Source organism: Natronolimnobius sp. AArcel1 (genome assembly GCF_011043775.1).
Taxonomy (GTDB): domain Archaea; phylum Halobacteriota; class Halobacteria; order Halobacteriales; family Natrialbaceae; genus Natronolimnobius.
Genome location: NZ_JAAKXY010000003.1, coordinates 189,647 through 210,707, shown reverse-complemented (window position 1 = coordinate 210,707; position 21,061 = coordinate 189,647). Strand labels below are relative to the sequence as shown.

Genomic DNA, 21,061 nt, shown 5'->3' with positions numbered 1-21,061 from the left:
AGGAACGTTACAATTCGGCCGGCATTCGGTAGCGAAAAATCGCGTCGCCTCGGACGACAACTATCGTGTGTCGGCTAACTCGTCGTACTTCCCGAGTACGAGATCGAGATACTCGTCCGTCATTCGTCGCGGATTCTGCACCATATGGAAGTCGTCGAGGATGAACTCTACCTGTCCTCGATCGAAGCCGTATGCATGGAACGCACCGGCATCGAGCTCAGCCTGGATCTCTTCGCGTTTATCTGGATCAGTCACAGCATCGATTCCTAATCGATCACGCATCTCCTCGAACTCGTCTCCATAGCAGTTGAGTCTCGCTGCTCGAGTCCAGATGTACTCGAACCACTCGTCACCCTCAGTGAGTCGAGGTACCTGTGATTCCATGAATTTGTACATTACAACAGTAGAATCAATCTTTGTCCTCATCAGATAATCAAATGTAATGCTATTAACCAACCCAAGGACAACAAATAACTCTTTATCAGTGAAAATACGATCATAGACACTGTGAAGTGGGGAATCTGATAAATCGCACTTGTCAGGATTAATCTCATATGGACGGATTGTGTGGAGTTTGTTCTGGCAGACAATTCCTTTCGGTATCACCGAAGCAATCAATGTTCGCTCATCAGTCGCTCTGGCGATATCTCGGTAGACAATTCGATACTCGGTGCAGTCAAGTAGGACGTCATCCTCAGAGAGTTCTTCTCCTCGGTGCTCCTCGAGGAGTTCATTCACAAACCCAACCTGGGAGCCAGTCCCATCAAACGCATCGTAGAGTCCTCGTTTGAGTTTGCGTAGGTTCTTCTCCCGAACTCGATATTTTGCACTTAGCTCTGGATCAACATCCTCATCTACACTCCAGAACTCTGGCCCTTCGATATCGACAAACGATGGATCGTGACTGAACTGATAGATATTGCTGCCACCATATACAGGATAGTCTCCTTCAGACTTGTCCTCGACAAATCGATCCGAGTCGTTAGTTCGATCTAACTCCCTATATGGGTGTGCATACCAATCATCATGCGTGTCATCGCTAATTGGTGGATGCTCTACGATCGTATCCAGGACGTCTACTTCCTGCTGAGACTGGAGATACGGGAAAATCCGAGCCTCAGGCGAGTATTCGCGAAGGACACGTCGAGGGATTGTGAGCGCATTTTCCTCGATATCATCGAGGACATCCATTCCAATTTGCTGGAATATACCGTGGAGATCCTCTGTTCGCCCGGAATTCTTGAACGTAATCACTCCAAAGTTGTATTGATTATGGATCTCTGGGAAGACAATACCGCGATTCTCGAACGTGACGAGTGATTGAATAGTTGTCTCATCGAGGAGATGTGTTCGGAGATCCTTCGTAGAGGCTCCGTTGAAAATCGCACCAGGGAGTACCTGAGAAACATATCCCCCATCCTTAGCTAACTGGAAGATCCTCTCTAGGAAGAGCGCAGACAAGTCGTTCTCGGTACCCTGGCTTTGTCCACCAATTGTGGGAGATTGCATCGTGTATTCCCCAGAGTCGTGGAAATACTCTGTCACAATCTCGATTTCGCGCTGATATTCTTCCCACCCCTCTTCGATCTCAGGATTTTCGAGTAACTCTTCTTGTCGGGAATTCTTGTCTTCCGGGAGGTATGACTGGAACTCCTCATCGTACCGAGCGAAGTAGTCGTCTCGAGTTGGCCGTAATCGATCCCATGGTGGGTTTCCGACGATAACATCGAACCCACCATCAGCATACACCTCGGCGAACTCGAGAACCCAGTGGAACGGGGTATACGCCTCGAGATCGTCCTCAGAGACATTATCGACTGTGTCTTGGAAATCCTCGAGGATCTCGTCGTCGAGTTCACCACGGTACTGTTTCAACAACTCCTTCGCGTTTTGACGGTGCTCTTCAGCCTTCTCTGGGAACGCATTGTACTTCTCGTGGAGTTCAATCTCCTCGATGACGTCCTCGTATCGTGAGCGAACACTGTCCTCGTTCCAACGCTCAAAGGTAGCAAGCCCGTCTTCCGTTTCTTCGGGGAAGCCAACGTACCCAATTAGCGTGTTTCCGGCCCGAATGTTGAATGTGATATTCGGGAGGGCAATCTCCTCAGTATCTAACTCGTCGATATCCTCTTCTCTGAGCTCAGAGACGATCGATAACCAAAGACGGAGCTTGCCGATCTCGACGGCTGGCCCCATGATGTCGACACCGTAGATGTTATTCTGGACAGTCGTCTTCTTGAGTCGGTGACGAGGCGGATGTGCGTCCTGACGGGCGTACAGTGCTTGTCGAACGTTGACAATCTCCTCAACAACGGAAGTGAGGAAGTGTCCACTCCCCATTCCAGGATCGACTACGTATAATTCGTCGGTTTCCTTGAGGAGTCGGGTGATGAGATCACTAGATCCGGGGAGTCCATCAATCAACTCGTAGAGTGTATCGTACTGCTCTACTTCCACGCTCGGCCAGTCTCTCTCCTCGACGAGTACCTCACTGAACTGATCTAATAGTGCTGGACGTACAGTCTCTTCCGCACAGAACCGGGTGATCTCACTCGGAGTATAGTACGCTCCGAGATCGGCGTTCTGATCGCCTGGATCCGTAGTGAGGTAGTTGATCGTTTTTTCGAAAACGTTCCCGAGGACACTCGGATCGATATCTGCAGGCCCACCGTCAGTCGAGAACTTATATCGCTCGAGAAGATCGATAATCGACATCAATACATTATCCCGGACATCGAAATCGCGCTCATTGACGTCGGACGAACTGCTTAATTCCGGACGGAAGAGGCCCCCGTTGAGGTAGGGAATATCCGAATAGAACTCGATATCTTGGATATGAGAGGCTCGATTGTCTGGTTTGACGTTCAGTACATCGTAGAATAACGGATCGAAAAACGACTTATAGAGAGAGTTGAGGTACGTTCCGTCTTCATACGTCTCTTTAATGGTTTCGAGGAGGTTTGGATGGACAATTTGTTTGTCCTCGAGGAATTTGATGAAGATTAGACGGTTCATCAAATCGACGGAGAATAGACGAACGTCGTCACCGGTTGCTTCGTCTGGTGGGATGATACCATCTCCTACGAGACTACGGGCTCGACGTTCGGAATCTTCCTCGTCAGCGACGCCGAATACTGTTCGGATGTAATCATCGTAGAACTCGTCGGTGATCTCTTCCTGCTTCTGTTTGATGACGTCGCGAGCGTCATCGATGATTGAGAGGAAGTTGTCGAAGCCGAATGTACGGATTAGTCTCCTAATGAGCTCGCGTTCTTCTTCGGAGACGACTTCTGTCGTGGGATCCCGAGTAGTCGCCTCGTTCTCGTAAAGCGTGAGGAAAACAGGCTGAAGATCGACGTGCTCGATAATGTTGTGGGTGTAGGAGTCAGGATCGTACCTGACGAAGATCCACCTTACACCATCAGTAGCGAACCCAAAGTCAGACTCGAACTCACGCTGGCTCAGCCAGCTCTTGACTTGATCGAGGCCATGTCCTCGGTTCTGGAGTTGCTTGTTGATCGGCTCGGCTTCGATCAGAAGACGACTCGAGTCAACAGAATCAATGTCCCGTAGAGAAACACTGTAGTCGGCCTGTTCGCCACGTTCGCTCGAGAAATCGCCTGCCTCAGATCCATAGTTCTCATATCCAAGTTCCTCGAGGAGTGGTTCGATCACCCTGTCCTGGGTGGTTGGCTCTGGATCCAGCTGATCTCGAGTGAAATCCGATCGGAGAGTGTACCTTCCTGGCTCGGCTCGAAAGACTTCGTCAAGGATGTCGTCATCTATCTGATCACGGAGTCTTTGGATCGATTCGGCGATCGTTTCGATAACAAGATCCTCATCCTCGGTGGAAACATCTGTCTCGAAATCGTCGAAATTGAATTCAGTGGGAGCCCCCTTTGCCGACATTGTTAGTACAGCGCCTCTCTTCTCAGTACCACCTAATGAAAGTACATCCTTGGAGAAGCAAATCTGTGTAGATAGGTTCGAGTCATCACCGTCAGAAACATATTGATTCGATAAGTATCACATCGTAATGGCTGTTTCAGAAGGGGAAGTAGAGGAGTACATTTCCGATCTCGATAATATCGCGGTGGAAATAATCGAAAATACTGAGGCCTTTTTTCGAGATGTGGAAGTTGAAACTGAATTCAACCAAGATGTACTTAGTGCTACTCACTCATGGAAAACTCCAGGCACTAGTACAAAAAGGGTTCAACGACGGATTCTGGAGGGGTACCAAGAATGGTATGCCGGTGGACGAGTTCTAATCTCTGAATATATGGAATCTGATCTTGCTGAATTCGATCATCTTAGAGACGTATTTTACGAGAAGGTAACCCTGAGCTCCCCGCCCAACTCTTCGGAATCCTTAGATGCATATAGCACTGCTCACGATGCTTTTGTCACTCAGAAAGGAATGGTGAATGCTATCCCTAGAAAAATAGCCGGAGAACGACTCAAAGCCAAGGAACAGATCTCGAAATCCGTAGCGAAAGATGAGGTACAGAGAGCGTGGCAGTTGTTTGAGGAAGGACTCCTCCGTGCTAGCGGTGTAACAGCGGGCGTTGCGCTTGAACGTCATTTATTGACTCTGTGCCAAGAGTCTGAATCTAATCTTGAATTTAGTCATGATGACGGAATTGCATCGCTTGCAGATGTCCTGTATAAAGCTGACGAGATCGATAAAACGACGCTCAATGCACTGCAGACGCTGTCGACTATCCGTAACGACTGTGCCCATGCGAACCAATCGGAACCGAACGAGCACAAAGTTCGTCGTTTACTAAACGACACTGAGGACTATATCCGGGGCCGAGGTTTATAGGATAATGAGATTTTCTTTAGTTCAGTCAATTATTGAAGGTTCGAATTTCGCATCAGAACCTGACTCAACCAACTCTTCCAGCTCTAACTCTTCGAATTCAACATCCGTGCCATGAGTGTCAAGTAATACACTCCTTTTTTGCATATGCCTGATAGATGAAGTCCGGGGTGTTTCACTCATATCAATCGGCAAATGCCTTGGAGGCGTTACTTTTGTCAAACCCATTTCGCCCAATAGGTTATGATAGCGCAAATATATTTGATACTGACAAGCATCTATTCCAGCCCTTTGCAACTGCACCAATCCATGGATGATTGGCTTAGTAACTCGCTCTCCATTTTCTACAAAACCCAAACAACCTTTTGCTTCAAATCCTACTTCTTCTCTTCCTGGGGGGATCGATCGATCTCGACGTTCAACTTCAGCAAAATCAACTTTGCTCGTAGGGTTCACACATATTCCCGGTTTTAGCTCATCAGTTTCCGGGAATTGGATCTTAATCACAATTCCAAGCGAGACAGCTACATCGGAGCCATAATTGGATACCAGTAGTACATCGCGCTCATCTCTACTGAAATCGAAGCCAACCGGTTCAACCCAAGGGCGTTTCGATATTTTCAGCAGCTCTTCTTGAGCCTCAAGCGTGTCTTTTTGCAACTCTTGCGTCTCTCCCACTTCGCTATAAACATCAACCAGATTCCTCAACCGTTCTTCCTGATTCGCTAAGGTATTTGCTTGTGTCTCTTGAGTTTCCCCAACATCCCTATAGACATCAACTAACTTTCCCAACAACTCTTCTTGGTTCTCCAATGTATCCTTCTGCAGTCGTTGGGTTTCTCCCATACTCCTATAGACAATAATCAGAGCAAAGGTTAGCAGCGCAGACGAGAAAATACTCGTAGCTAGTAATTGTTCACGTGCTCCCCATGGAGTAAGAAATGGCAATTTTTCGATGAGGAGGGAATGCAGAACGTAAAATGAGAGAATGAGGGTGCCAATTCCAATCGCTCTCGACACAGTCCAATAGTATTTTCCTCTCCCATCCTGCCAGAATATGTCCGGAACAACACTCTTCTCCCATTCGAACATCAATTACCAATCGATTCTTCTATGGTGTAATAAATCCATTCGAAAATCTACTAGGAAAACCTCTCTCATTTTCCGGCCTCAGTCCTGTGTCGGTTCCGCACTCGTCTATATACTTAGGCCGGCGTCCAAATTTTGGCCCCACCGGTACAGAGTGGGTACGGACTGTGGAGTTGCCACGGGTGTGTATTGTGTTAGGGTGCTCTCGACTCGAGGACGTGTCAGTACCGAAGGACTGCAAACTCGAGGAGACGTCGAGGATCTGTACTGGCCGATAACAGGCCTGACTCAGGGATGAGTGTGGCAGACGCCTGGCTGAATCAGGCAGCCGATCGAGGCCGAAGATACCAATCCCCAATACATAAGCAGATTTAGTTTAGTCAGAAAAATTAGACAGCCACTCGAGTAGGCCTCGAGAGAGTGAGCTCGATCGATCTCGAGGGAGACGACGTCGGGAGAGACGATGAGTGCGCCGGCGTCGTTCCCCTTCGAACAGACAGAGCTTGTCCACCACCAACCCTGTAGTATTCGACAGTACCCCGCCTTCTTCTACGAACAACCACCACTACACTACACACTTTCGTGGAAACCCCAGTCGTAGAGAACAGTAGCCCTGTTGGAGAGGAGTATACTGCTGTACATTAGTAACATAACTATGTATTGTACAAACAGAACGTAGTACATTGTGACACTACAGCTGTCTGGTTCGATGTAACAACAGTACACTACAAACAGACTCCCCCTCGCCTCCTCAGCACCGCTACAGCGGGAATATGGCCTTGATGCACTTGTCTCTGGCGGAAAGTCAGGGAGCTATGAGAGTCTCGATCGGCCTCGAGTCGGCACTGGAGGGGATCCCCCAGGTGTAGAAATCGATTCTGAGGGTGCTGGCTTCGTCACTGACAGCGTTCCGTGGCCGGCGAGAGGGAAGCATCGTCCCACCATCACGGAAGCTCTCAGCGCGCCTCCTGTGGCTCTGAGAGGACACTCTGTTCTACGTACTGTGACGACGTCGATCTCGAAAGAGATCGTTGTCCCACAGAGAAGGCAACAGCTTGCGTTCTCAGCGGATCCAGGTGCGACAGGATGGTTGGCCCCTCGGTGACGTCAGATCGATCTGTGCGACGCTGTGAGGGGCCTCAGATTCGACGAGAGATCAGCTGCACTTACTCCAACCACAACTCAGGCAGAGAGGGCAGCCTCCATCTCGACGGACGATTCCATCTTCACAATTCGGACAGTCAGACTGTTCGCCAGAAGCCATGCGACTGTGTCGAGAAAGTGATAGAAGTGAGTTCATTATCTAGAATTTGATAGTTAGCACCCTCCGATCTCGATCGCGAGAGGGATCCCCATCGGGAGCGACTCGAGTCTGACATCCACATACTACACTTCGTGGAAACTCGAGTCCGTTCAGAGAGTGAGCTCACTCTACATGGACATCGCTTCGCCGATTCGGCCCTCCGTCGGAGCGTGGAGATACGGTTCGATCGCAGAGTAGCTACTCCAACCCCCGATCGCCATCATCGTTCGGACGTCGACGGGATCCTGGCGCTCTACGAGGTGCCACGTTGCCCATGAACGGCGAAGATCGTGCGACGAGACGTGCTCCCAACCATCCGACTCCGTCCTCTCAGCGATCGACTGAGCTGCTTCTCGAACCCACCGACGAACACTCGAGGCCGAGACGTCGACGATCGGTTCGTCATCGGCGATATCTCGCTCTCGAACGAACTTCGAGATGTTCCTCTCGACGTCGTCTGGCATCCAGGCGTCGCGCATCTTCGGTTCGCCACCATCCGTGTTCTTGCCTTCGACACGGAACAGCCAGCAGTCTCCGTCGTCGGAGTATCGGATGTCCCCTGGAGTGACTCGAGGAACCTCATCCGATCGGAGTCCGCACTGTGCCATGAGCTCGATCGCGACTTCGCGTTTCCAGTCGACGTCGCCGGCTTCGCGTGCGAGATCGTCGCACTCGTCTCGAGACAGCCAACAGCTGGTTTGTCCGGCACCGGATTCCTGGACTGACACCATACACAAGTTGTTTGCACTATTTGTCTATTATTCTTCCGGTGGAGACGGTTTTACCAGTGAGGGTATATAAGGGACGGCAGGTGCTGGCGGGATTCGTACACGAGTTGTTGTACAACTTGGCTACGGAGGCTGTCCTCGAGTCGCCCCGGATCGAGGACTCCGTCGGCCCAGAAGGAAACTCAGCTTGGAGAAAGAACAAGTCAGATTGATTTCGAGAGTGATTCAACGCCGAGAGACTGCCGACTGAGCCACATCCTATATCGCCCGATTTCAGATCCATTTATAAGGGCATCAGCGGGCCTGAGCGATTATCCCAGTCGACGGATTCATTTATATACCCCAAACAGGGGATCACTGTCGGCCCTCAGTCGTCGGGCTCGTTTCCGCCCTGATCGAGGCCCTGCTTCGCCCGAGCACGGAGTGCGGATCTCGCAACCTCTTCACACGCAAGCGCGAGTCCAACTCCTGTCCAGAACTCGAGCGACTGTAGTGCCGTAATGAGCTCAGTCATGCGACGAATGGGGAAAGGTGAGGAGGAGGAAGGAAGCGAAGCAACCGTAGGTGTGAGGCGCCCTTGTGTGCGAGGAGGGCAACGTCTACTACGAGCTATTCGATTGTAACGATTCGCGCCCACGTCGGTAGCGATCCGTTGCTGTGTTGAGGGGTACCCCCTCCCCTGGGGTTCGAAAACGATAGCGACTATGGATTTACAGGTTGTGTCAATTCAGATGCCAACTCAGCGACGAGTTTATTCATTCCGAACCTGTAGTGGTGAGTGAAGATGGGGTATTTATCGCGCAGACTGCTGATGGAGTAGGAGCAGTGAATTGTGATCGAGGAACCTCGCACCCCCTATAAGTGGCTCGCGGAGACTCATGATTACACGGGTGGAGTTGGGATCCGGACACCCGCTGTCGCGCTGTCGCAACGTCGCAATGTCGATTCGAACTGGCAACACTCCGACTGCAATGGCTGAAATTAACGGACTCGAAGACGAGATCGTCGAAGAAGGACACTTCATCGTCCCCGACTCCGTCGAGGACAAGGAGTGCTGGTACACGTACGTAGAACACGAGGAGCGCGGAAAGATCCCGTGCTCCCCACACAGTCTCTATCCTAGCTGGATCGATGGCGCCAATCCGGACGAGGACGAGCTCGTCACGTTCCAGGAGGCCCTCGAGGCCGTTGAGAAGAGTCGAGCGAAGCACGGACACGACGATGGCCTTACTGGTGTCATGCTCGCTCTCTCAGCCGACGTCGTCCCTGATCTCGCTGTGATCGACATCGACGACTGTGTCGGTCCCGAGAGTGGAGAGATGACTGAGCTAGCTGCGAACATGATCGAGGATCTCGACTCCACCTTCTGGGAAGTTAGTCCAAGTGGAACGGGCCTGCACGGCTACTACTTCGACTCCAAGGGACTCGACTCCGAGTACCAACAGAAAGACACACTCGAACTCTATACAAATCGTGGAGTCACCTTCACGGGACGCCACGTCAAGGGTACGGCCCAGGAGATCGACGAGTGTCCGGGGATGATCGGAGCCTATCAGCGGATGTACAACGACGAGAAGTACTCCGAGAGCGATACCTCCGATGTTCACGAACAGAAGCTCCGTGAGTCCGTCCAGGGCCGTGAGTACCTCGACGGTGGCCTCGACGACGAGAGTCACACCAGTGGCCGTGGAGATGGAGTCGATGCGCTTTCTGGTCGGACGAAGCGCGTCGCCGAGGCGATGATCCAGTACGGTGATGATGATCTCGTTCGACTCTACGAGAACGGTGACTCCCGAGACGTCTGGAGCGAGTGGGAGACGATGAAGAAGGACGAGGACGGCAACGAACGACTGATGCCTGATCGAAGTTCGGCCGAGTTCTCCCTCCTGATGAAGATCTGTTGGTGGGGGATGGTGGCCGATATGTTCGACTTCCAGCTCGATCAGTCGGAGATTGAGGAGATCTTCCTGAGCTCAGATATCGCTCGTCGTCAGAAGTGCGCTCGTCCCGACTACGTCTCACTCTCCGCCTACAAGGCGATCGAGAAGACACGCCGAGATTATCTCGACGACTAACTGACTCCCTTATTAATGGCTCGCTTGGACTAACAGATACAGTAGGGAGAGTCGTGAGATAGGCTCTCGCTGTTCTGTCGCACTGTCGCAATGTATGATAATACTGACTCCGAGGAGGAGTTCGAACTGCGAAGCAACATCCCTGACGAAGAACTCGCCTTCGAGTTCATCGAACACCTCGACATCTTCTCTGAGTATCGCGAGTTCCTAGAGGAGATTGACAAGACAGGAACCTTCCGACTGAAGCACCGTGACGAAGTCGACTTCAGCGACGTTCGCTTCATGTCCAGCGCCTTCCTGATCGAGGAGGACGAGGACAAGGAGATGGGACGTGCGACGGACTGGACGACGACTGAGCGGTGTTCGTACCTCCTGCAGAACGTTCCCGAGGACGTCACGATGTCGGAGGAAGAGGTGAACGCGTACCTCACTGTCGGGACAGATATCTTCGCTCTTCCCCACCCGAAGGCTCGCTGGCAGTACAGTGATATCGAAGATCTCGACATCGAAGATCGCGAACTCGGTGTCCTACGGAACGCAGGCCTGATCAAGCCGACGAATACGCCTCGAGGCCACTCGTGGACGTGGAAGACGACGGATCGTCTTGCACAGATCAACGCGCTCCTGGAGGGCCTCGTTCATGCGTGATCTGGGGATCTACTTGCTCGGATTACTGATCGGTGCGCTCGGAGCCGAGATCCATCTCGGTGCCGGCGTCTTCCTGGGTGTTTTCGTCTTCGTCGTCGTGTTCGTCGACTTCGAGACGTAGTCCAGCTTCGAACCACCGGGTGCGCGGTGTTCCCGGTTCTCTGTCGCGATGGATCTGACTAATTCCTTCCAGAACGATGAGACTTCTAACTATGATCAGCTCAAGGATGGCCAGCAACTCCTGTACGAGCTCGATGACGAGGAAATCGAGTGGGCGAAAGAGTGGGCTCAGCGTCGTCACGGCTCGTACGAGTCGGGTGAGACTCGGAACGAAGACTGGGGCGCCTCACTCCCGTCGATGGAGCGAGGCGTCGCTGTCGAGCTCGTGATGGCCCTGTTGTACGAAGAGTGTGAGTTCGACACCTACGTCGGCGCCGATGGTGACGATGGTTCTGACGGGAGCCTGGAAATCGACGGTGATGTCCACGACTTCGATGTGAAGTCCTCGACGGTTGATCAGGACGACGTCCCCTTCGATGTGGAACTACTGTACGCGAAACACCATTTCGACGAGCGTGACGTCCCACCAGTCCTTGTCAGCGCCTACGTCAGCGAGGATATGTCCGAAGTTCGGATCCGTGGGTGGAAGTGGACGATGGACTTCCTCGAGGAGGCCGGCGTGAAGGAGGCCTACGCAGGAGATCACGAGAACTACTGCCTTCCCGTCGACGATCTCGAGCCGATGCCGAAGCCGACAGCCGATATCGACGAAGACGAGGAACCTGAGATCGTCTGGTACTGATGAGAGATGCACGAACTCAAGAACGGACGTGCTTCGTCTGTGATCGTTCGCTGATCGAACAGCACTGCAAGCTTCGCTGTCCAGAATATGGCGTCATATACGACTGTAGTTTGATGTTGTAGAAAGGGGAATAGGTGGAATTGAATGAATTCAGAGTGGGACTCTGATGTTCCCCCAATTGCGATCCCCCAGGGAAACCCTGGGGAATCGACATTGGTAACTCACGAGTGGGTGCATATCAAACTTTCTTTCTGAAACAGATTTCCATGAGTATGTATATGCAGGTGAAGAACTTAATTCTTACAGTATCTAACTTCATATGTTTTGAAAAGGAATTTTTATGCATCAGTAGAGAGAACCAGTTGGTATGTCTGATAACGAAACTGAGGTTTCGATGAACGATATCAACGAGGAAAGGTTGCGAGAGCTGTACAAACTAGCTGCAGGGAACGCTCAAGACATCCACCATATCCGGATGACTCTACGAGAGATCACGAGTGATAATGAAACGAGTACTGTCGAAGAAGGAGATCTCGAACCTCTTCGCGTCTTTCTCCACGAGGAAGCCCCACCTATCTCAGGTGTTTCAGACGAACAACAGGACACGCTCGATTATTTCTTCGAGCAAGGTGGTATAGATCCTGAGGATGTAGAAAACATCAACACCATCAAGGAGGAAAATCGACGTTTGAAACAGGAAGTGGCGAGCCTTCGAAGTAGGCTTCTCGAGTTGATAGATCCAAATGAGCTAGACGGCAATAATGATCTACTAACCGATAACAAATTGTGATTAAAGACATAGAAAGTGAATACCTCTTTCAGTAGCAGTTGTATCAGTATTTGTATGAAAATATGGTGTGGTGATAAAAGCAGACAGGAGTCTTCAATCAGAACCTCAGATCATCAATATACTGTTGACGGGTAGTACGCGCTTGTTCTTCAGATCGAACATCATAGTGTTCTGTGAGGGTATCAACATTAACGTTGACTCGTTCGGAGACTATCTCTTTCGGCACTCCCTCATTGAGAGTTGCTGTGATCGCACTCCGCCGGATGGCGTGTGGGCCGACAGCTGATGGACATCCTCCTGGCTCTACGTATCCGACATGATCGCACTCTTCTGGATCCTGTCCGTGTGGGCAGTCGTCGATCATGCAGGGTTGTGTTGCCCGATAGACATCGATTCGGAGTGTCGATGTCGAAACACGTCCCTCCTCAGTTGCCAAGAGGGGATCTCTCCCATACTCGTCTTCGACAGAAGGACGCTTATGTTGGATCCAGTCATCGATCGCGGACGCAAGCTCTGGATCACCGATAGTGACGTTACGCTCACCCTCAGATCCAAGCTTGAGTGGTGTGTCAGTTCCAGGCCGGTGTCGTACTCTCAGATACATCGTTCCATCGTTCGCGTATTCGATATCATCGACGTCAAGTGCTCGAGCACTCCCAGTTCGCATCCCAGTGTGCCAGAGTATCCCAAAGATGATGTGCTGGCGGGTGCAGTACTCGAGTTCGTTGAGATAGGACTTGATTCGATTAGCTCTCTCGTAAGAGAGAGCATCGTCACGACGACGATCCGCCTTTTTGACGGAAGGGACACGGACGAGTTCGTGGAGACTCTTGTCGCAGTAGCCGACAACTCCACACCACCGCACGAACTGGCGAAACGTTCTCATGTGGTGGCGCATTGTGATCGGCGCTAACCCAGAGCTCGATCGAGTCAACTTGAATTGCTCGCACTGTTTCCCATTGAGCTCACGCATATCTTCGAGTCCGACATCGTCCGCCCATAGACGGAACTGCTTCAGTCGGTAGCGGAGGTTCTGTATCGTCGCATCACTAACCTCAGGCGCTCTCGTTTCAAGAAACTCATCAACTGCTGTCTCGGGACTAACTGGATCGTCTTGCATGGTGTCACTCGAGATCGTGACACGTCAGAACCAACATTACCCGTTGGGCGGGGAACCGAGCCAGAGTCGGTTTTACTGTGGCTCTGATCGACACCGACAGGCCCCGGAAGTCGGCAGTGAGCACGAGCGGAGCGAGTGCGAACTACGGGAGTCGCGCGCAACGCAGTGAGCACGTCTCCCGGCAGTTCAAATCTGCCCCAACCCACTACTTCTGTCGCGAGCACATTCGCGAGCGACAGCATTGTGATGGTGGGCAGATTTGAATCAGGGAGTGGAGCGAAGCGGAACGACCGTGGTTCAAATCTGCCCCACCCCATTTCTCGAGTGCCAACCCACAAGTTTGTCAGTGGCACTTGATCGAATAGACCTCACCCGAGTACAGACTGGCTAACCGATCCCAACAAGGAAACGGAACGGCGGACCGCCAGCGAGACGGCGCGTGTGACCGACTGACGAGAAGGAATCGACTCGAGGGGGAGAACAGACTGGCGTCCCACACAGATGGGCAACGCAGTGGTAATGACGTTGTTTACTTTGATAGATGATGGTGCCACTCGAGGTATGACAGCGACGCAGACGCTGCGGGCGCATCTGGTGCCGAACGAATCGTTGAACGCGGTGTATGAGGGGCAGGTTGAAACGGAGTCCGAACGGGCGGCGATGACGATTGGCGTGACGGATCGGCGACTACTTGGTTGTGGTGACGAAGGGGCGTTCGTCGACGTCAAACAGGAGTATATAACGTCGATCCAGAGCACTCGGCGAGCGACATCATCGGTTCGTGGGGTGGACGATCGGATTGTGACGGCGGTTGGCGTAGCGATCGCAGTACTGTCGGTGCTTGGAATTACTCTCGTCGCGGCGCTGGCTGGTACCGCGGGGATATTCGCGCTCGGGCTGTCAGTGGCAGCCATTGCCGGGACGACCGCTGCGGCCCTCGCATTCAGGCAAGGGGCTGGGTTCGAGGCGTTTGACCGGACTCAGCCGCTCGAGTCACTATCGGAAGCGGAGCCTGTGACGACACTATCGCTCGACGAGGCGTTCGACTTCGAACTTGACCTCGAGGCGGATCGACAGCGGTTGGGACTCGCGGGCGGCGCAAGTGCAGTGATTGCGGTCGTCTCGTTCGGCTGGTTACTGCTTTCGGGCAGCGTCCTCGCGGCAGGACTCGTCGCCAGTGCACTCGTTGGGCTGGCGGTGGCTGGCTACGGTCGCAGCCTCGAGAACGAGTACGAGGGGCTCGAGTTCGAGACGACGCACCAGAAACACGTCGAGATCACGACAGTCGATGGTCGGACGCTCACTATTCGAACGGATTCGTCAGCGGATCTCGAGTGCGAACTCGGGTGCTGGACGACACAGCGCCAGGAGTTCCCACTCGAGAGCGTCCAATACGAAACGCGGTGAGGTCTGTCGTATCGAAAGCCGGAATCGATTTGGCCGTTCGGCGGGGAATGTCGTTCGTGTTCAGGGATCGAACGGCCGTTCGAAACGGCGCGCTCGTCGCCGGTGGGTTCGTGCTGTTTACTGGCGTCGTGACTGGGTTAGTGCCGACACCGCTGTTTGACCGGATGGTGCCACGGACACCGCTCGAGTACGGGTTGCTTGCGACGACGGGGCTTTTGCTCGGGGCGTACGTCGTTCAGCGCTCGAGACTCGAGGAATGTTCGGGCGATACGTGTGCCTACGGCGGGGCGGTAGGCGGGTTTTTCGCGGTGGCGTGTCCACACTGTAATGCGATTCTCGCAGCCGTGTTTGGCACGTCGTGGCTGGCAGCGTACGTGGATCCGCTGCGCCCGCTGCTTGGTGTGGTGGCCGTTGCCGTCCTCGGTGGCATCATCTATCGACGCAAGAATCAGCAGAACCAGTAATCAGCGATATATCGGGTGTTCGTCGGTTGCATCCACGTGGTACTCACGGGGCGTCGCGGCCACCAAAGAGGGAGTTACTCGCGATGGGACTGGTACATGAGGTCCCACAGCGCGTCTTCGACAGTGTCGTCGCACTGCTCATCGAGTTTTTCATACAGTCGCTCGGAGATCGTGACTTCTGGCATCACTACCGGCTACAATCGGCTCCTATGTAAAGCTACGCGGATACAGAACCGAGTTAAAAATTCCAGAACAGGTCCTGTGACTGTCATCTGCGGGTTACTCGAGGGTTACAGCACTCGAGAGTTTTGCTGCGAGGATTGCCGTATGCACTGTTCGAAGGTCCGACTCCTGAATCGTCGCCGCGGCCTCGAATCGCTCGCGAAGTGAGGCAACACGCGATGGTGTTGCCGCCAGACGAACCAACTCAAATTCGTCCGGTTCGACCGCCTCAACCGCGTCGAACACAGCTTCATCGTACAGTGTCGCAAACTCTGCGATCAGTTCCGAGACGAACTCATTGGTTGCGATTGCGCCCGGGTCGTCGGTTGGCACCGGTGGTGTTGACTCCGCAAAGTATGACTCGAGGTCGACGACCCCTGCCTGATCGTAGATGTGTTCCTCGAGTGCGTCGGCGACCGCGGGTGAGACGTAGAGACCGACCAACGTGAACCGATCGTCATCCATCATAGCTTCAATTTTTTCGGGAGGTACAAAAAGCCGGTTGGCCCCGCGGGCCAATGGGAGGAGTCCGATCGGGCGCTACTCGAGGTCGCGTTCGGTCGTGCCCATCGTAATCTCCCCATCGGCTCGAATCGTGCCGTCGACTTCGGCACCAGGCTCGAGTGTGAGGTCGCGACAGGAGACGTCACCGAGGATTCGTGCGTCGTCGCCGACGACGACGTCGCCGTCGCGCGTCGTCAGGTCGCCATGAATGCGGGTTTCGGTGCCGATAGAGACATCACCGCGGGCGCGAAGGCTGCCGAAGATGTTGCACGCTGTCCCGACATCGATCGTTTCGGCGCGGACGTTGCCGTGGAGTCGACACGCGTCACCGATCGTTGCGGGTGTCGAGACGCGCCAGGCGTCGTCGCCGACAGTTGCGTTTCGCGGAATCACGAGCGGCTCTGCTGCGGGTTCGTCGTCACCGTCGTCGACGACTTCAGAAATCAGGCGCTGGGCGGTCTCTTCGTCACCAACGAGTAAGAGGTGTTTAAGGTAGACAAACAGTAACACGATCGTTGGCATCGGATTTCGAATAACGATCCACCCGTTGGCTTCGAATCCCTCTTCGATGTCGACGTCATCACCGATATCGAGATCGCCCGCGACTTTCAATTTTCCAGCGATATGGACGCGTTCGCCGATGTAGGCGTCCTGGCCGACCAGTACGTTATCCGCGACATCACACCACATATCGAGTCGGCAGTCGCCGCCAGCCTCGATATCGCCGCCGAACTCGACGTTCTCGCCGGCGAGGACGTTACGCCCGCGTACACCGAATTCGATCGTCGACCGACTGCCGACGAGCACGTCGCCATCGGTCTCTAAGGCGACTTCCTTTGCTTCGGTGCCGTCGGGAACGACGAGTTTGTCGAGCGGATCCGTACTGAATGCCACACTCGCATCCAATGTGACCCCCAAGTAATAAACCTCTCGCGATGTCTGACACAGATTGCTGTCTGGTAGGTGACTCGAGTTCCAGTCGACCCGTTTTTAGCACCGCATCACGTACGGCCGACCATGACGACGCTTGCGTTCGACGATCAGGGTGTTGACGTTGTGTACGAAGGAACCGAGTTCCGCCTCGAGAAAGACTTACTCGAGGAAGCGACAGAAAAGTCCTACTACGACGTGACCGATCACGAAGTGCTCAAAATCGTGGCTGAGCAGCCGAATCTGCAGGGCGAACCCCGGCGCGTCGGTGACATACTCGATTGAGTAGCGGCCACACAGCACTTACTCGTTGCGCTCATCGCGGCCAGTTTGATCAGTGCGGTCATCGTGGTCGGTGCCGCTATCACGATACCGTTTTGCGGCCGATTCGAACCCGAGTTCCTCGTGCTCCCGACTCCGTCGCCCCTCGAGTTCGGCAATCGCATCCGGTTCGGGGGCAGCGTCGTCGGTAATCCGAGCCCAGGAATTGTGGACTTTGGCGTGACACCATCGGCAGAGATACACCGTGATTTCGTGCGAGAGCGTCTCCCCGTCGCGGGCGTAGGATAAGTGGTGTTCCTCGAGTAGTGGGCGCTCGTCGTCGTGTGCGATCCGTTTTTCTGCGAGGCCACAGCGAATACACTCGCGCTCGCGGTTGCGTGATCGAAAGTGTGGGCAGTCGGCCCATGACCACTCGTGTTCGGGGTCGACGACAGGGCACTCATGGTCCTCGTGTGCACGTTCGCGGGCGAATTCGGGGTCATGTCCGTAGTGCTCGAGGGCGTATCGACAGCGGCCGTCACCGGTGAGATAATCACAGAGGCCTGCGAACTCGTAGGGGTCATCGACGCCAACTGCTGTGCCACGGGGCGTTTTCTCCATACCTCGTTGTCAACCACTTTCACTACAGGAATTTGAATCTTCGGCTCCGATCCGACAGTCAGTGTTCAGTTATCCAGAACACCCTAGTATTATAGAGAACCACTCACACACAGTCTGTACTGGATGAACGGGCATAAATATCAGGTTTGAAATTTACATTCGAACGGAGAGTACGCTCTCAGTGACATTCAGCAGAAATAATATGGGGTAGCAACAGGATGAATGCATGGCTAGTGGGATTCGACGACTCGTTCCGTCGTTCATTCGACGGAGCTACGCACTCAAATTCGCGATTGTATTACTCTTACTGGGGCTTTCCGTCGGCACAGTCGGACTCGTCGAAACGACGATGATCACCGACAGTGTCGAGGAGACAGTTCTCGAGGATCAACAGGAAACCGCCGTACAGGAAGCAGCGGCGCTTGATCGCTGGGACGAACGCAACGAGCATCTGTTGCAATCGGCCGCACAGTCGCCGGTGTTCATCGATGACTCCGACGATGAGGCAATCGAGGCCTATCTCCAAGACGCCTACAGCGGCCTCCCTGAAGACACCAGAGAGAACATTCTCTACGTCGATACAGAAACCGGCGACGTTCTTGCTGGGACTGGGTCCGATGTAACGACACTCGAGGAGGCGGCGTTCCCGGACGTTGATGAACTCGATGGCGACCTCTCACAGCACGTCGTCCAGCGGACGGATCCATACGGGATGCCCGATGAAACCGGAATCGCATTCGAGGAGCGGCCAGCCGTTTCGTACTACCTCTCTGTTGGTGACGACGATGACCGCGCATTGGTGATGACGTTCGATCTCGCTGATCGCTCACTCGAGATGCCGTCTGCAACCCAATCGAGTACGCTCGTGACGGTCGTTGACACCGAGGACCGCATCGTCTCGGACGACTCGCACCTCGGCTATGACGACTTCCAGACGGGTGCAACGTTTGGCGAGGAGTACCCCGATGCGACGCTGCTATCGGAGGCTCGAGGCGACACGCCGGGTGCGGTGACGGTTGACCACGAACCCGCTGAACTCTTGCAAGACGCACCGTACGAGTTCGACGCTGAGGAGTATGTCGTCGGCTATCACACGACTGACGACGATTGGCTCGTCCTCGTGCACACGACAGAACAGCAGGCGTTCGGGTTGGTCAACTCCATCAGTCAGCTCGGAATGGCCCTCACTGTCGCCGCTGTGCTCCTGATCGGTGTCTTCGGCGCAATCATCGGCCGCAACACCGCGACTTCGATTGATCGCCTCACGGACAAGGCAAACCGGATGGAAGAGGGCGACCTCGATGTCGAATTCGACTCCAAACGAATCGACAACATCGGCCGCCTCTCCGGGGCGTTCGACTCGATGCGTGGCGAACTCAAAGCCACCATCGCCGAGGCCGAAGACGCCCGTGCGGATGCCGAAACTGAACGCCAGCGCGTCCAGGAGATCAACGACCACCTCGAGACGAAAGCAGACGAGTACAGCGCCGTCATGCAAGCCGCTGCAGATGGGGACCTCACCGCGCGGATGGACCCCGACAGCGACAACGAGGCAATGAACGAAATCGGTGCGGAGTTCAACGACATGCTCACCGACCTCGAGATGACGATTGCCGAACTCAACCAGTTCGCAACTGACGTGGCGACCGCCAGCGAACAAGTTACTGCCTCGAGCGAGGAGGTTCGGTCGGCAAGTCAGGAAGTCAGCGAATCGGTCCAGCAGATTTCGGATGGCGCAGACCGACAGCACCAGGCGCTGCAGTCGGTCGACTCCGAGATGAATACGCTCTCGACGACGACCGAAGAGATCGCAGCGTCTTCGAACGAGGTGTCGACTGTCGCAGAGCGCACCGCACAGGCAAGCCACGACGGTCAGACAGCGGCCCAAGAGGCAATCGACGCGTCCGATGCGCTCGCGGCCGAGCATCGCGAACTCGTCGACGAGTTCGACGAACTCAGTTCGCAGGTTGACCAGATTACGACCCTGACCGACACGATTACCCAGATCGCAGAGCAGACGAACATGCTGGCGCTCAACGCCAACATCGAAGCTTCACGCTCTGCAGACGGCGACAGCGACGGATTCGGCGCCGTCGCCGCAGAGGTCAAAGAGCTCTCCCAAGACGTCAAGGATGCAGCCGAGCAGATCAACGACCGCCTCAAGGCTGTCGAGGCCCAGACCGAGCAGTCCTCAGAGACGGTCGATCGAACGAGCGAGGAAGTCGAGCGGGTCAACACGCTCGTCAGTGATGCTGTCGAGGCGCTCGAGGAGATCGCTGAGTACGCGGAGGCGACGAACGACGGCGTCCAAGAGATTTCGGCGGCGACTGAAGAGCAGGCCGCTTCAACCCAGGAAGTCGTTGCGATGGTCGACGAGGTTGGGACCATCTCCGAGGAGACGACGGCAGAAGCCGAGACCGTTGCTGCGGCCGCCGAAGAGCAGACGAGCGCCCTTACCGAAGTCTCGGGTTCGGCCGACGAGTTGACCCAGCAGGCAGTCCAGCTTTCGGAGGCACTCGACCGATTCGAGACTGAAACGGAGACTGCGGGCGAGTACACCGACGCCGATGATGACGTCCTCGAGTCGACGCTCGATGTCGATCCAGAAGCCGGTGTTGATGCCACCTCACAATGGGAGACGGATGCCGAGGATGCCGACGATGGAGAGGCCTTCGAGTTCGACGAGACGGTCGCTGACGCTGATGCCGATGCGGACGGAGACGACGACGCAGAGACTGGAGCAGGCATCACGGAGTCAGACGCTGACACCGTCGACAGTGACCCACTCGCGCCGGGCGGCGCCGAGCCCGACGACGAGTAACGGACGACAGATATCCAGCGGGCGTGAGCTTTTTGCATCCCGCACGTCGAGTCGATGCAGTGCAACTCCGACACGTTCGCTCCGGTGCCGGCTCCGTGACGCTCGCCTCGAGCGTCGATATCGCTGACTCGCTCGTGAGTCAGACGCGTGGGCTGATGTTTCGCCGATCAGTTCCCGACGAGTACGCGCTCGTCTTTCAGTTCGACCGCGCGAAAAAACGCGATATTCACATGCTGTTCGTGTTCGTCCCGCTCGATGTCGTCTGGCTTGTCGACGGCGTTGTCCAGCGCGTCGAGCGCTTGCGCCCTTGGCTCGGCTTCAAACGCGAGCAAGCGGATACGATCATCGAACTGCCGGCCGGGGCCGCGGACAACGTCGAGGTTGGTGATCGACTCGTTCTCGAGACGTAATCGAGTACCCGACGGAGGTGTGAAACCGGCGAGTTTAAGTC

Annotated in this window: 19 protein-coding genes; 11 read left to right on the top strand and 8 right to left on the bottom strand. The window is 54.4% G+C overall.

The genetic code is table 11. From position 1 onward, the window contains the following. Nucleotides 1-60 precede the first annotated feature (60 nt). Nucleotides 61-3,909, bottom strand: coding sequence for an Eco57I restriction-modification methylase domain-containing protein (locus G6M89_RS09185; RefSeq protein WP_165161501.1), 3,849 nt, complete (start codon nt 3,907-3,909; stop codon nt 61-63). 127 nt (nt 3,910-4,036) lie between these two features. On the opposite strand from G6M89_RS09185, the gene G6M89_RS09180 reads away from it, so the two are divergent. Next, complete coding sequence (locus G6M89_RS09180) at nt 4,037-4,828, top strand: DUF4145 domain-containing protein (protein WP_165161500.1); 792 nt, start codon at nt 4,037-4,039, stop codon at nt 4,826-4,828. A 21-nt stretch (nt 4,829-4,849) separates the two neighbouring features. Here the strand turns inward: G6M89_RS09180 and G6M89_RS09175 are convergent, their stop codons facing one another. From G6M89_RS09175 to G6M89_RS09165, 3 genes are all read right to left on the bottom strand, one after another. After that, nucleotides 4,850-5,917 (bottom strand): hypothetical protein, encoded by a 1,068-nt coding sequence (locus G6M89_RS09175; protein ID WP_165161499.1) that lies wholly within the window; start codon nt 5,915-5,917, stop codon nt 4,850-4,852. Between the two features lie 1,428 nt (nt 5,918-7,345). Then, the gene (locus tag G6M89_RS09170) at nt 7,346-7,948 is read right to left on the bottom strand and encodes a site-specific integrase (RefSeq protein ID WP_165161498.1); all 603 of its coding nucleotides are present in this window, start codon (nt 7,946-7,948) and stop codon (nt 7,346-7,348) included. Between the two features lie 364 nt (nt 7,949-8,312). Further along, nucleotides 8,313-8,459: a hypothetical protein gene (locus G6M89_RS09165; RefSeq protein ID WP_165161497.1), complete on the bottom strand. Its 147-nt coding sequence runs from the start codon at nt 8,457-8,459 to the stop codon at nt 8,313-8,315. A gap of 457 nt (nt 8,460-8,916) precedes the next feature. Here G6M89_RS09165 and G6M89_RS09160 point away from each other — a divergent pair, with 457 nt between their 5' ends. The 5 genes from G6M89_RS09160 (at nt 8,917) to G6M89_RS09145 (ending at nt 12,260) form a co-directional block, all read left to right on the top strand. After that, nucleotides 8,917-10,020: a hypothetical protein gene (locus G6M89_RS09160; protein WP_165161496.1), complete on the top strand. Its 1,104-nt coding sequence runs from the start codon at nt 8,917-8,919 to the stop codon at nt 10,018-10,020. A 90-nt stretch (nt 10,021-10,110) separates the two neighbouring features. Further along, nucleotides 10,111-10,668, top strand: coding sequence for a hypothetical protein (locus G6M89_RS09155; RefSeq protein ID WP_165161495.1), 558 nt, complete (start codon nt 10,111-10,113; stop codon nt 10,666-10,668). Continuing rightward, nucleotides 10,661-10,789 (top strand): hypothetical protein, encoded by a 129-nt coding sequence (locus G6M89_RS22555; protein ID WP_255488176.1) that lies wholly within the window; start codon nt 10,661-10,663, stop codon nt 10,787-10,789. Before G6M89_RS09155 ends, G6M89_RS22555 begins: the two co-directional genes overlap by 8 nt. 48 nt (nt 10,790-10,837) lie before the next feature. Continuing rightward, nucleotides 10,838-11,470, top strand: a complete 633-nt coding sequence (locus tag G6M89_RS09150; protein WP_165161494.1) for a hypothetical protein — start codon at nt 10,838-10,840, stop codon at nt 11,468-11,470. A 367-nt stretch (nt 11,471-11,837) separates the two neighbouring features. Beyond that, a complete protein-coding gene (locus tag G6M89_RS09145; RefSeq protein ID WP_165161493.1) occupies nt 11,838-12,260 on the top strand; it encodes a hypothetical protein in 423 nt (140 codons plus the stop codon). A 97-nt stretch (nt 12,261-12,357) separates the two neighbouring features. Here the strand turns inward: G6M89_RS09145 and G6M89_RS09140 are convergent, their stop codons facing one another. Then, nucleotides 12,358-13,380 (bottom strand): site-specific integrase, encoded by a 1,023-nt coding sequence (locus tag G6M89_RS09140; protein WP_165161492.1) that lies wholly within the window; start codon nt 13,378-13,380, stop codon nt 12,358-12,360. A gap of 561 nt (nt 13,381-13,941) precedes the next feature. Between G6M89_RS09140 and G6M89_RS09135 the strand changes: the two genes are divergently transcribed. Both G6M89_RS09135 and G6M89_RS09130 read left to right on the top strand, forming a co-directional pair. Further along, complete coding sequence (locus G6M89_RS09135) at nt 13,942-14,787, top strand: hypothetical protein (RefSeq protein ID WP_165161491.1); 846 nt, start codon at nt 13,942-13,944, stop codon at nt 14,785-14,787. 56 nt (nt 14,788-14,843) lie between these two features. Further along, entirely contained in the window at nt 14,844-15,251 is a 408-nt protein-coding gene (locus G6M89_RS09130) for a hypothetical protein (protein WP_165161490.1), read from the top strand. A gap of 279 nt (nt 15,252-15,530) precedes the next feature. Here G6M89_RS09130 and G6M89_RS09125 read toward each other — a convergent pair whose 3' ends face one another. Together G6M89_RS09125 and G6M89_RS09120 are read right to left on the bottom strand one after the other, a co-directional pair. Next, a complete protein-coding gene (locus G6M89_RS09125; RefSeq protein WP_165161489.1) occupies nt 15,531-15,941 on the bottom strand; it encodes a hypothetical protein in 411 nt (136 codons plus the stop codon). Nucleotides 15,942-16,013: 72 nt separating this feature from the next. Beyond that, entirely contained in the window at nt 16,014-16,871 is an 858-nt protein-coding gene (locus tag G6M89_RS09120; RefSeq protein ID WP_165161488.1) for a polymer-forming cytoskeletal protein, read from the bottom strand. Nucleotides 16,872-16,994: 123 nt separating this feature from the next. Here G6M89_RS09120 and G6M89_RS09115 point away from each other — a divergent pair, with 123 nt between their 5' ends. Continuing rightward, nucleotides 16,995-17,192 carry a DUF5800 family protein gene (locus tag G6M89_RS09115; protein ID WP_165161487.1) on the top strand — a complete coding sequence of 66 codons (198 nt, stop codon included), beginning with the start codon at nt 16,995-16,997 and terminating at the stop codon, nt 17,190-17,192. Between the two features lie 18 nt (nt 17,193-17,210). Here G6M89_RS09115 and G6M89_RS09110 read toward each other — a convergent pair whose 3' ends face one another. Then, the gene (locus G6M89_RS09110; protein ID WP_165161486.1) at nt 17,211-17,789 is read right to left on the bottom strand and encodes a hypothetical protein; all 579 of its coding nucleotides are present in this window, start codon (nt 17,787-17,789) and stop codon (nt 17,211-17,213) included. A gap of 226 nt (nt 17,790-18,015) precedes the next feature. Between G6M89_RS09110 and G6M89_RS09105 the strand changes: the two genes are divergently transcribed. Then, nucleotides 18,016-20,610: a methyl-accepting chemotaxis protein gene (locus G6M89_RS09105; protein ID WP_165161485.1), complete on the top strand. Its 2,595-nt coding sequence runs from the start codon at nt 18,016-18,018 to the stop codon at nt 20,608-20,610. A 59-nt stretch (nt 20,611-20,669) separates the two neighbouring features. Beyond that, nucleotides 20,670-21,020, top strand: a complete 351-nt coding sequence (locus G6M89_RS09100) for a DUF192 domain-containing protein (protein ID WP_165161484.1) — start codon at nt 20,670-20,672, stop codon at nt 21,018-21,020. Nucleotides 21,021-21,061 lie beyond the last annotated feature (41 nt).

Bases quoted from the DNA above. Each gene is read 5' to 3' on its own strand.
- G6M89_RS09185 (WP_165161501.1), bottom strand. From the start codon at position 3,909: ATGTCGGCAAAGGGGGCTCCCACTGAATTCAATTTCGACGATTTCGAG.
- G6M89_RS09180 (WP_165161500.1), top strand. From the start codon at position 4,037: ATGGCTGTTTCAGAAGGGGAAGTAGAGGAGTACATTTCCGATCTCGAT.
- G6M89_RS09175 (WP_165161499.1), bottom strand. From the start codon at position 5,917: ATGTTCGAATGGGAGAAGAGTGTTGTTCCGGACATATTCTGGCAGGAT.
- G6M89_RS09170 (WP_165161498.1), bottom strand. From the start codon at position 7,948: ATGGTGTCAGTCCAGGAATCCGGTGCCGGACAAACCAGCTGTTGGCTG.
- G6M89_RS09165 (WP_165161497.1), bottom strand. From the start codon at position 8,459: ATGACTGAGCTCATTACGGCACTACAGTCGCTCGAGTTCTGGACAGGA.
- G6M89_RS09160 (WP_165161496.1), top strand. From the start codon at position 8,917: ATGGCTGAAATTAACGGACTCGAAGACGAGATCGTCGAAGAAGGACAC.
- G6M89_RS09155 (WP_165161495.1), top strand. From the start codon at position 10,111: ATGTATGATAATACTGACTCCGAGGAGGAGTTCGAACTGCGAAGCAAC.
- G6M89_RS22555 (WP_255488176.1), top strand. From the start codon at position 10,661: ATGCGTGATCTGGGGATCTACTTGCTCGGATTACTGATCGGTGCGCTC.
- G6M89_RS09150 (WP_165161494.1), top strand. From the start codon at position 10,838: ATGGATCTGACTAATTCCTTCCAGAACGATGAGACTTCTAACTATGAT.
- G6M89_RS09145 (WP_165161493.1), top strand. From the start codon at position 11,838: ATGTCTGATAACGAAACTGAGGTTTCGATGAACGATATCAACGAGGAA.
- G6M89_RS09140 (WP_165161492.1), bottom strand. From the start codon at position 13,380: ATGCAAGACGATCCAGTTAGTCCCGAGACAGCAGTTGATGAGTTTCTT.
- G6M89_RS09135 (WP_165161491.1), top strand. From the start codon at position 13,942: ATGACAGCGACGCAGACGCTGCGGGCGCATCTGGTGCCGAACGAATCG.
- G6M89_RS09125 (WP_165161489.1), bottom strand. From the start codon at position 15,941: ATGATGGATGACGATCGGTTCACGTTGGTCGGTCTCTACGTCTCACCC.
- G6M89_RS09115 (WP_165161487.1), top strand. From the start codon at position 16,995: ATGACGACGCTTGCGTTCGACGATCAGGGTGTTGACGTTGTGTACGAA.
- G6M89_RS09110 (WP_165161486.1), bottom strand. From the start codon at position 17,789: ATGGAGAAAACGCCCCGTGGCACAGCAGTTGGCGTCGATGACCCCTAC.
- G6M89_RS09105 (WP_165161485.1), top strand. From the start codon at position 18,016: ATGGCTAGTGGGATTCGACGACTCGTTCCGTCGTTCATTCGACGGAGC.